The organism is Campylobacter sp. MIT 97-5078, from assembly GCF_006864455.1.
Classification (GTDB): domain Bacteria; phylum Campylobacterota; class Campylobacteria; order Campylobacterales; family Campylobacteraceae; genus Campylobacter_D.
Map to the genome: position 1 here is coordinate 53787 of NZ_QHLK01000012.1, position 11127 is coordinate 64913.

Annotated in this window: 10 protein-coding genes; 7 read left to right on the forward strand and 3 right to left on the reverse strand. The window is 33.3% G+C overall.

The genetic code is table 11. From position 1 onward, the window contains the following. The first annotated feature begins 14 nt into the window (after positions 1-14). The 3 genes from DMB91_RS06975 (at position 15) to DMB91_RS06985 (ending at position 3508) form a co-directional block, all read left to right on the forward strand. Entirely contained in the window at positions 15-1169 is a 1155-nt protein-coding gene (locus DMB91_RS06975; RefSeq protein ID WP_034903291.1) for a hypothetical protein, read from the forward strand. Between the two features lie 172 nt (positions 1170-1341). After that, positions 1342-2532, forward strand: a complete 1191-nt coding sequence (locus tag DMB91_RS06980; RefSeq protein ID WP_034903288.1) for a NifS family cysteine desulfurase — start codon at positions 1342-1344, stop codon at positions 2530-2532. 1 nt (position 2533) lies between these two features. Next, positions 2534-3508: an iron-sulfur cluster assembly scaffold protein NifU gene (locus DMB91_RS06985; RefSeq protein ID WP_034903286.1), complete on the forward strand. Its 975-nt coding sequence runs from the start codon at positions 2534-2536 to the stop codon at positions 3506-3508. Positions 3509-3801: 293 nt separating this feature from the next. Here the strand turns inward: DMB91_RS06985 and DMB91_RS06990 are convergent, their stop codons facing one another. The 3 genes from DMB91_RS06990 to rpsU all read right to left on the reverse strand — a co-directional run bounded on the left by DMB91_RS06990 (position 3802) and on the right by rpsU (position 7180). Beyond that, positions 3802-4962, reverse strand: a complete 1161-nt coding sequence (locus tag DMB91_RS06990; protein WP_034903283.1) for a M20 aminoacylase family protein — start codon at positions 4960-4962, stop codon at positions 3802-3804. 1 nt (position 4963) lies between these two features. Next, positions 4964-6202: a CynX/NimT family MFS transporter gene (locus DMB91_RS06995; RefSeq protein WP_034903280.1), complete on the reverse strand. Its 1239-nt coding sequence runs from the start codon at positions 6200-6202 to the stop codon at positions 4964-4966. Between the two features lie 765 nt (positions 6203-6967). Further along, positions 6968-7180, reverse strand: a complete 213-nt coding sequence (gene rpsU / locus DMB91_RS07000) for a 30S ribosomal protein S21 (protein ID WP_034903277.1) — start codon at positions 7178-7180, stop codon at positions 6968-6970. Positions 7181-7330: 150 nt separating this feature from the next. Here rpsU and ccoG point away from each other — a divergent pair, with 150 nt between their 5' ends. The 4 genes from ccoG (at position 7331) to DMB91_RS07020 (ending at position 10989) form a co-directional block, all read left to right on the forward strand. Next, positions 7331-8692 carry a cytochrome c oxidase accessory protein CcoG gene (ccoG, locus tag DMB91_RS07005; RefSeq protein ID WP_034903274.1) on the forward strand — a complete coding sequence of 454 codons (1362 nt, stop codon included), beginning with the start codon at positions 7331-7333 and terminating at the stop codon, positions 8690-8692. Positions 8693-8799: 107 nt separating this feature from the next. Continuing rightward, on the forward strand, positions 8800-10050 hold the full coding sequence (locus tag DMB91_RS07010) for an adenylosuccinate synthase (protein WP_034903271.1): 1251 nt from the start codon (positions 8800-8802) through the stop codon (positions 10048-10050). Continuing rightward, positions 10047-10472 carry a flagellar export protein FliJ gene (locus DMB91_RS07015; RefSeq protein WP_034903268.1) on the forward strand — a complete coding sequence of 142 codons (426 nt, stop codon included), beginning with the start codon at positions 10047-10049 and terminating at the stop codon, positions 10470-10472. Before DMB91_RS07010 ends, DMB91_RS07015 begins: the two co-directional genes overlap by 4 nt. Further along, positions 10465-10989, forward strand: a complete 525-nt coding sequence (locus DMB91_RS07020; protein ID WP_034903778.1) for a MotE family protein — start codon at positions 10465-10467, stop codon at positions 10987-10989. The genes DMB91_RS07015 and DMB91_RS07020 overlap by 8 nt, the downstream gene beginning before the upstream one ends. Positions 10990-11127 lie beyond the last annotated feature (138 nt).

Here is an 11127-nt window from a genome sequence, read left to right on the forward strand (position 1 = left end):
AAAAAGAAGGTTTTATGGATATTAATACAAGTTTTTCAAGTTCCAATACTTTTTTAACACAAGCATTAAATGCAAATAATGAGAAAAAAAATATCCAAAACACTCAAGAAATTCGCACTCCAGAAGTGCAAAATCCTGATTCAAAAGTTGAGTTTGAAGCTCAAAGTTTTGCAAGTGAATTTGGCTTTAGAACTGATGAAAAAGGCATTTTTCAAAAGGATTTAAACCATGCTGCAAATTTACCTTTGAGTTATGAAATTAATATAAAAAGCGTGCAAAGTATAGCCAAAGAGCTTATAAAACAAGATGAAAATTTAAGCTTTAACAAAATCGACTTGCCCCAACTCTTAAATACTTATTATTCGGCTTTAAAAGCTGTTGAACCTGAATTTGCAAAAGATGATAATGCTTTTTTAAATCGTGGCGAAGTTGCTGGACTTTATCAAGGCTTTTCTACAAAAAGTGGGGATTTTTCAAGTGAAATTACACGTCTTTATAAAGGAGAAAATGAGCTAAACTTAGCCTTAACGCACAATAAAAACCTTATACCTTTAAACCTTGAAAACAAAATCATCAATTTTCATTTTGACTCAGCTATAAACAATACAAGCCAAAACGAGCTTATCAAGCCTTATTTAAGCAAAGAGAGCGAAGTTTCAAAAAGTGGGCTTTTGATGAATTTTATACACAAGGATATAAAAAGTGCCAACAAAGAAGTGAATTTTTTCATTGAACCGGTCAATTTAAGCCTAAGCTTACACCAAAATTTTTACAAAATTCTTCAAAGTGAAGGATCCTTTGAAAACTATGTTCAAGAGCAAAACAAAGAAAGAATGAGCTTTGATTTGTATTTGTATGTCAATGGAGTAAACAAACAAAACACACAAAGTGATAAATTAAACTTACTCTATCAACAATATCTCAACTATCAAAAAGACTTAAATATTGAAGAATTCACGCGTTCAAGTTCGATTTATTCACTTTATACACAAGCTTTGAATGCTGAATTTAAACAAATCAAGCAAGAAGCAAGCACACAAAGCAATCAAGAACAACTAAACCAAATCAATCAAACAAGACAAAACTCACTTGAAAATTTCTATACTCAAAGGCAAAAACAAGCAAGTCTTAACAAAATCGTTCGTTCGTATATGAGCATTATGTCGTGATTTTGCACAATTTTAAAATTTAATGGATAATTTTAAACTTATTTTTATTTTTTTGTGTTATTATTTGCAGATAAATTAACAAGATAAAATAAATCTTATTAAAAATAACTATCAATTTAACTAGTTTGTTTTTAAAAGCTTTATTTTTCGCAGATTATAAGGATAAGACATAATGAAAGTATATTTAGATAATAATGCAACAACCAAGCTTGATCCAAGTGCTTATGAGCTTATGCAACCATACTTGAGCGAGCATTATGGCAATCCAAACTCACTTCATCAGTGGGGTTCAGCAACGCATGCACCTTTAAGGGAAGCTATGGATAAACTTTATGCTGGACTTGGTGCAAGGGATATTGATGATATTATCATTACTTCCTGTGCTACTGAGAGTATTAATTGGGTGCTTAAAAGTATTTATTTTGATTATATCTTAGGCAAAGATCGTAATGAAGTCATTATCTCAGGCGTTGAACACCCAGCCGTAAGTATGGCAGCTTTTTTTCTAAAAAGTCTTGGGGTAAAAGTTATTGACCTGCCTGTAAATAGCGAAGGACTTTGTAGTGTAGATGATCTTAAAAGCGTCATCAGTGAAAAAACAGCCCTTGTCAATGTCATGTGGGCAAATAACGAAACAGGTATGATCTTTCCTATCAAAGAGCTTGCTGAACTAAGCCATGAATATGGAGCTTTATTTCACACTGATGCAACTCAAGCTGTAGGTAAGATCAAGGTTGATTTTAATGCTGCTGGAGTTGATCTAGCAAGCTTTTCAGCACACAAATTTCACGGACCAAAAGGCGTGGGCGGTTTATATATCAAAAAAGGCATTAAACTCAGCCCGCTTTTACACGGCGGTGAACACATGGGTGGGCGAAGAAGTGGCACGCTTAATGTGGCTGGTATAGTGGCTATGGGTGAGGCTTTAAGGATAGCAAATTTAATGCTTGATTATGAAGATTCTCATATCAAACGTTTAAGAGATAAACTTGAAGATGCCATCTTAGTTCTACCTGATACAAGCGTGGTTGGTAGCAGAACAAACCGCGTGCCAAATACGATCTTAGCAAGTATTAAAGGCGTTGAAGGCGAGGCTATGCTTTGGGATTTAAACAAAAACGGCATTGCAGCAAGCACCGGATCAGCCTGTGCGAGCGAGGATTTAGAAAGTAATCCTATCATGGAAGCAATTGGTGCAGAAAATGATCTAGCCCACACTGCATTAAGGCTCTCTTTATCAAGATTTAATACTGAAGAAGAGATTGATTATGCAAGTGAGCAAATCAAGCTTGCAACCGAGCGTTTAAGGGCAATTTCAAGCACTTATGCATATATACCAAAAGCTTATAGAAAAGGGAATTAACATGGGAAAAAATAATTTAATCGGTGGATCTATTTGGGATGAGTATTCACAAAAAGTTCAAGACAGAATGAATAATCCTCGCCACATGGGCGAATTTACAGAAGAAGATGCTGCAAAAGCTAATGCTAGGCTCATCGTAGCTGATTTTGGAGCTGAAAGCTGTGGGGACGCGGTGAGACTTTATTGGCTTGTTGATGAAAAGACAGATACTATCAAAGATGCTAAATTTAAAAGTTTTGGCTGTGGAACAGCCATAGCAAGCTCTGATACTATGGTTGATCTTTGCATAGGAAAGCAAGTAAAAGATGTGGTAAAAATCACCAATTTAGATGTTGAATTTGCAATGAGAGATGATAAAAATACCCCAGCCGTGCCACCTCAAAAAATGCACTGCTCGGTAATGGCTTATGATGTAATCAAACAAGCTGCAGCTCAGTATATGGGTGTAGATGCAGAAAGCTTTGAAAATCAAATCATAGTGTGTGAGTGTGCTAGAGTTTCACTTGGCACGATTAAAGAAGTCATTCGCCTAAATGATTTGCACACAGTTGAAGAAATCACGCAATACACCAAAGCAGGTGCATTTTGCAAATCCTGTGCTAAACCGGGCGGACATGAAAAAAGAGATTATTATCTTGTAGATATTTTAGCTGAAACAAGGGCTGAAATGGAAAGAGAAAGACTTAAAATCGCTGCAACACACGATGATATAAGTTTTGATGATATGACTATGGTAAAGCAACTTAAAGCCGTTGAAAGCGTTTTAGATTCTGAAATTAGAGCTATGCTTCACAGCGATGGAGGAGATTTAGAAGTTATTGATATACAAAAGTCAAATGAAGGAAATGTGGATATTTACATACGTTATTTAGGTGCATGTAATGGCTGTGCAAGCGGAAGTGGAGCAACTTTATATGCTATAGAAAATATCTTGCAAGAAGAGCTTAGTCCAAATATCCGTGTCATGCCGGTATAATAAAACGGCATCAAAAACTTTGTAATGGAACTTTTTAAGCTTTTTTATTTGTGAATGTTTTTTGGTATTGTCCTTAAAAAGAAAAATAAATAAAAAGAAATTCGCAAAAGCCTAATCTTAAAGCCTTAATATTTAAAAACAAATTTGAACAAATAAATAGACAAAAAAAGTGGGGAGGGCACTTCTCACTTACTTAAATTTAAGCTTGAGTTTAAGACTTCACTACCGAAATAAAAAGCATTCAAATAAGGCCAAAGCGTAAAAATCTATACGCACGCACTCCTAAAAAATACTCAAAAAGCTGCGTTTAAATATTTTAAAGCTAGTTTTGCATAATAACTTGCAGCTCTAGCTAAAAGCTTATCGTTAAAAACATAACTAGAATTATGTAAATAAATGTCGTTTTCATTTTCTAAAAAAGCATAAGCACATTTTTTCATTTCGCAAAAAAAGCCAAAATCCTCACTTGCCATTAAAGGACGATGATTAAATTCACAATTTTCCTCGCCAAATAGTTCTTTTGCAACTTTACTTGCAAAATCTACTGCTTCATCATTATTCATAGTAACTGGTGCAACAACATTTTTGCTGATTTGAATTTCTATATCGTTAGCCTGTGCAATACCTTTGCAAATTTTATAAATTTTTTCTTCGGTTAATTTTCTAGTTTCATTATCTAATGCCCTAACACTCATTTTAATTATCGCATTATCTGGAATGATATTAAAAGCATGTCCTGCATTAAAAGCACCTATGCTTACAACTGCTGAATTTTGAGGATCAACATTGCGAGATACTATACTTTGCAAAGCCACTACAAGCAAGGAAGCAGCATATATAGGATCTTTTGTTTTTTCTGGAGTGCTTCCATGACCACCTCTTCCTATGACTTCAATACTATATCTATCCGAAGAAGCCATCATCGCGCCTTTTTTAAGATAAAATTTCTTATCACTACCAAAAGGCATATTATGCCACCCAAAAATATAATCGCTATCAAATTTTTCAAATAGCCCATCTTCTATCATTGCTTTAGCGCCACCTAAGCCTTCTTCGGCAGGTTGAAAATAAAGATTTAATGTACCATTAAATTCCTGGCTTGCTAAATATTTTGCAGCAAGCAACAAAGAGGCGGTATGTCCGTCATGGCCACAAGCGTGCATTATATTTTCTTTTTTACTTTTGTATGGTAAATTCGTGCATTCTTGCATAGGTAAAGCATCCATATCGGCACGAAGTCCTATTTTTTTGTCGCTATTTCCTTTTTTTAAAACCCCTACAACGCCTGTTTTTCCAATTTTTTCATAAACCTCATAACCAAATTCTTTTAATTTTTGCGCCACCAATTTTGCAGTACATAACTCATCAAAACCAAGCTCAGGATTTTCATGAATTTGATGACGAATTTTTTCAAATTCGCCTTGCAGATCTACTATTTCTGGAGTTAAATTCATTTTATTTTTCTCCTTGTATAAAATTTTCTTTTCTAGGCAGAATAAATTGTGCCAAGATTGCTGAAATAAAAATTAAAGCAAAAATATAAACAAAACCTAAAGTAAAACTATGAGTTTTATCAACACTCCAAGATACCACCCATAAATTAAATGATAATATAACAAAGGTAATACTCCAAAAAACACTCATAATATAAGCGGTTTGATTTGGATTAGAATTTTTTAACTCTGAAGGTAGGTTAAAGAAAAATGGAAACCACATAGAATATAAAACGCCCGATAACACAGCAAAAATCTGTATCAATACTAAATTTTGCAAAAACAACATACAAAATCCGCATATAAAAATTGACGCTCCTCCAAATAAAAGCATTATTTTAAAAGAAATATTTTTTCTTTTAAAAAATAATCCAAGATAAGGTCCAAAAATAATAGCAAAATTAGCCAAAGCTGGAATTTCTTTTTTAGCAAAATCGGCCAATTCTTTACTAAAACCTGCGTATTGCGCATAGTAAGTTGGCAAGAAAGTAAAAGATGAATTTAAAAACAAAATAGGGCCTATATAAAAAACAATCATACCCCAAGTGACACGAGATTTTAGAGCATAAAATAAATAAGATCTTTCTTTTGCATTATTCTCTTTTTTCTTTCCTTGAATATTATTTGTTTCATCCTTGCCTATAAAAAGCCACAAAATCAATAAAATCAAATTAATCCAAGCATATAAAGATAAAGAATCTCTCCAATTTCCAAAATAATTTGAAATGCTTTCAGCTAAAACAAGTCCTAAAGTAACACCCACTAGATTTGAAGTTATATTAAAACTAATTACAAAATGCAAAGCTTTTTTTTCAAACCATTGTTGTGCGATGGGTACCAAACAAACTAAAGCACAAGCTGAACCAAGCCCTGTTAAAAATCTTATAATCAAAACACCACTATAACTATCCACAAAGTTTAAAAATATACCAGAACTCATTAAAATACAACCTAGAAAATATCCTTTTTTTAAACCAAATTTATAAACTAAAAAAGCAGTGAATGAAGCACCAAAAATTTTTGCAACCACTATCATGCTAGTAATTAAAGTAGCTTGTTGGGTATTTAAACCAAGATCGCTTGATATTTGTGGCATTAAAGAACCTGTCGCTGCCCATGAAATACTAAAAACAGCATAAACACAAAAAATAACAAATTCAACACCTACACGGCGTATATTAAACACAAAAGAATTTTGCATAACTCCCACACCCCTTTTTTTATAACTATAACTAAAAAAGGAGAAAAATTAATCTAAATAAAGTAATTCATAATAACAAAATGTCACTTTTTAGAAAATTTAAGCTAACAAGGCTGTGGTCTTAGCCACTTCAAAACTCTTATAAAAAGATTTTAAAGGTAAAAATTCAAAAGCAGAGTGAAAATTATGAGCCCCTGTAAAAAAATTGGCGTAAATAAATCCTTTAAAGCTAAGACACTACCACCAGTTCCTCCTCGCATAGGAAAAATTTTAGCTCTATTTGATATTTTTTAAGAGTTTATTTAAAATATCCAAAGTAATTTTATTTTTTTCATTCATACTGTCTTTAAGATTAGAATAAGTATCTTCCAATCTTAAAGAAATTTTAGCCCTTTCATAATGCTTTTGTGTGAATTCTACCACTCTTTAATATAGGCTTTTTTCTTTTCATATTTTTCTTTAATTACAATCTCTGATATTTAAAAGTAAATTAGCCTTGATTTAATTGGAATGAAATTCTTGAACCCAAATATAGCCCTCATTATCTTGAGTATTTTCAGGAGTTTGCAATCTATCAAAACAATTTGCCAAATCAAGCCCTATTAGAGAGAGTAGGATTTAAAAGCACACCTTTAGCACTCATTAGGATGTGCGCTCATTCCTTCTATCTCTATGAAAAACAGAGCCTGCATTAAAAGCTTCAAAAACAAATTCTCTAAGCTCATAACAATCAATAGTAAAAGCAAAAATCAGGATTAAAATATTTTAAAGTTTAGACTCGTATCTTCTAAGCATATAAAGTCTTTTTAGCATTTTCTTACGAGCTGAAATTTTTTGTTTTTTGCGAATTTCAGTCATAGGCTCAAAAAATCTTCTTGCTCTTACTTCTGTTACGACAAGATTTCTATCAACTTGTTTTTTAAATTTTCTATACGCTTCATCAAAGCTTTCATTGGCATGAACCTTAACCCCAGGCATTTACATCACCGCCTTTCTATTTTTAAAATAAAAGGCTAATTATAGCATAGTTTTAACCCATTTTTTCAAAAAGAGTATAAAAATTTAAAATTTGTTTTAGCACTCTTGTATTATAATCAAAGTTAATTGATAAAGAAACAAGGAAAAATTATGAAAAATTTCATCACACATTACGCACGCAAACGATACACCAGCTTTATTATCATTACCTGTATCGCCCTTATCTTGCCCTTTATCCGCATAAATGGCAATCACTTTTTTTTGTTCAGCTTTGATCATAAAAAGCTTGATCTTTTTTTCATCTCTTTTAGCACTCAAGAGCTTTATTTGATGCCATTTTTACTCATCTGTTTGTTTTTGGGTATATTTTTCATCACAACTTTGGGTGGGAGAATTTGGTGTGCGTGGTCTTGTCCGCAGACTATATTTCGCGTTATTTTTAGGGATTTAATTCAAACGAAACTTTTAAAAATTCGCACTTCTATAGCTAATAAACAAAAAAATTACGAAGGAAAATTTATCAAAAAAACCCTAGCTGTTTTGATTTTTTATGTTCTTTCCTTGGTGGCTGTGAGTAACTTTTTGTGGTATTTTGTGCCACCTGAAGACTTTTTTGCTTATATTCAAAGTCCGGGCGATCATTTGCTTTTAATGGGAATTTTGTTTGTTGCCTCGTTTTTTCTCACTATTGATGTATGTTTTTTGGCTGAAAATTTTTGTATTTATGTATGTCCTTACGCAAGAATACAATCTGTTATGTTTGATACAAATACCATTCAAGTTATTTATGATGAGCACAGAGGTGGCAAGGTTTTTGATGGAGCTACCAAGCTTTATAAAAAACCTCCACAGGGTGAGTGTATAGGCTGTGAAGCCTGTGTGGCTGTGTGTCCAACGCACATTGATATAAGACGTGGTATGCAACTTGAGTGTATCAACTGCTTAGAATGTGCCGATGCATGTTCTAAAGTGCAAAATAAGTTCAAGCGAGAAAGTCTTATCAACTGGACGAGCTTTGAGGCTGTAGAAAAAAGGCAAAAAGTGCAGTATTTTCGCTTTAGAACTATAGCGTATTGCATTGTTTTAGCAGTGGCTGTGATGATTTTAATCTTTATGGGAAGCAAGAAAGAATATATGCTCTTAAATATCAACCGTAGTAGCGAGCTTTACCACATAGAACAAAAAGATGGAAAAACTGAAGTAAGCAATGCCTATGTATTCTTATTTGATAATACTGATAATAAAGCTCATGAGTATTATTTTAAAGTTGCAATTCAAGGAGATGAAAATGCTTTAAGCATAGTGCGTCCAAGTAAGCCTTTTACTCTTAAAGCTGGAGCAAAAAGCAAACAAATCGTTGTTTTAAAAACTGAAAAAAATCTCAGTAAAAACAAAGATCAAGATACGATTTTACCACTTAAAATCACAGCCTTTGCTCTTGATGAAAACGAAAAGATCAAGGTTGAAAGAGAGAGTATTTTTGTGTATCCAAAAAATATGCAGCAAGATTAAAGTTAAAGGCACAAGTAAAACAAGTGCGTAAAGCGTTTAAGTTAATCTTTAACTAAGCTTTTTTTGTTACAATGAAAGCTTAAATTTTTCTTGAATATGGAGTTTTGATGAGTAAAGCAGATATTGTTGTAGGCATACAATGGGGCGATGAAGGCAAGGGCAAGATCGTTGATAAGCTCTGCGAGAATTATGACTTTGTGTGTAGAAGTGCTGGCGGACACAACGCTGGACATACAATCTGGGTAAATAACCAACGCTATGCCCTTCATCTCATACCTTCAGGCATTTTACATCCTCAATGTATCAATATCATCGGCAATGGAGTTGTGGTTTCTCCAGAAGTGCTCATCAGCGAAATGGCTCAGTTTGATAATCTCAAAGGCAGACTTTTTATCAGCGATAGAGCACATTTAAATTTAGCCCATCATGCTTTGATAGATATAGCCAAAGAAAAACTTAAAGGTGCAAATGCTATAGGCACTACAGGAAAAGGCATAGGACCAAGCTATGCTGATAAGATCAGTCGCGTAGGGCACAGAATAAGTGAGCTTTTAGAACCGCAAAGGCTTTGCGAGGCTTTGTTTGAAAATTTTGAAAACAACAAAATACTTTTTTCTTTGCTTGAAATTCAAATCCCACAAAAAGAACAACTTTTAGCAGATTTAAAGCGATACAGCAAGATTTTAAGTCCTTTCATCACAGATACAACAAGAATGCTTTGGAAGGCTCTTGATGAAAATAAAAGAGTGCTTTTAGAAGGTGCGCAAGGCTCTATGCTTGATATTGATCATGGAACTTACCCTTTTGTAACAAGCTCAAACACCATCTCAGCAGGGGCTTTAACAGGACTTGGGCTCAATCCAAAAGAAGTAGGAAAAATCTTAGGTATAACCAAAGCTTATACTACAAGAGTAGGAAATGGGGCTTTTCCAAGCGAAGATAAGAGTGAAGATGGCGAAAAAATAGCTCAAATTGGCAAAGAATTTGGCACAAGCACTGGTAGAAAAAGACGTTGTGGGTGGTTTGACGCTGTGGCTGTGCGTTACGCGGCTCGTTTAAATGGGCTTGATAGCCTTGCTTTGATGAAACTTGATGTGTTTGATGGCTTTGAAAAGGTAAAAATTTGTAAAGCATATCGTTATAAGGGTGAAGAAATTGATTATATGCCAAATGATTTGGAAAATGCTGAGCCTATTTATGAGGAACTTGAGGGTTGGGATAAAGTTTTTGGTATCAAGGACTTTGATCTTTTACCACAAAATGCAAAGCTCTATCTTAAACGTTTAGAAGAGCTTTGTGGTGTAAAGATCAACTATATCTCAACAAGCCCAGAAAGAGATGACACTATAATCTTATGAAAAACAAATATAGCTCAATTTTAAAGGTTAAAAAACAAGGACTTGATAAGGCTGAGCAAAATTTAAGCCAAGCAAAGCAAAGACAACTGCAAAATAAACTTGCTTTTCAAAATGCAAGCTTAGAATATGCGAATTTTGCCCTGCCACAAAATGGCAGCACACAAATACTCAAACAAAACCTTGAAATGCTTAAAATCGCAAAAAATGTTAAAGAAAGAGCTAAAGAAAAACTTGAACTAAGCCAAAAAGAAGTTTTGCATTATCAAACCCTTTACAAAAGGGCTTCTTTGGATTATGAAAAGATCAAATACTTACAAAGCGAAGAATTTAAAGCTATGCAAAAACATCTTAAAAAAGAAGAAGAAAAATTCCTTGATGAAATCGCTATAAGCAGACATTTTTATGGAGCAAAAGATGAGTAAAAAAAGTATTTTTTTTATAGTTTTAAGTTGCAGTTTTATTTATGCCTTAACAAATGAAGAGCAGTATTTAGAAACAAGAAGACAGCAACTTGAAGTACAAACACGCGAATTTGATGAAGCAAGACAAGCCTTAGAAGCCTATAGAGCTTCTTTTGAAGCCTTGCAAAAAGAAAAGCTTGAAGCCTTAGCCAAAAAAGAAGCCGAATTAAACGCAACGTTAGCCAAAATAGAACAAACAAAAGCTGAAAATGAAGAAATTTTAAGAAAAAGTGAGGCAAATTTAAAAGCGATTGATTCAAAAACAAGCAATAGAGTAAAAGAAATTTACTCACAGATGAAAGATACGGCAATTGCTGATGTGCTTAGTGCTATGGACGCCGAGGAGGCAAGCAAGATCATGCTTTCTTTAGACTCAAGAAAAATTTCAGGTGTGCTTTCAAAAATGCAAGCAGCTAAAGCAAGCGAATTAACTCTGCTTCTTAAAAAACAAGGGGATTTAAACGCAAGTAGCGAATGATTTATCATTGTGAATTTTAGTTTATTTTAATTTGCAAAATTTTGATATAATACCCTTTCATTTTTAAAAACCAATTTAAAAACCAACAACTGCTTTGTCACTAAAAATATATTAAAAAACTACAAATAAGGAGAAAAA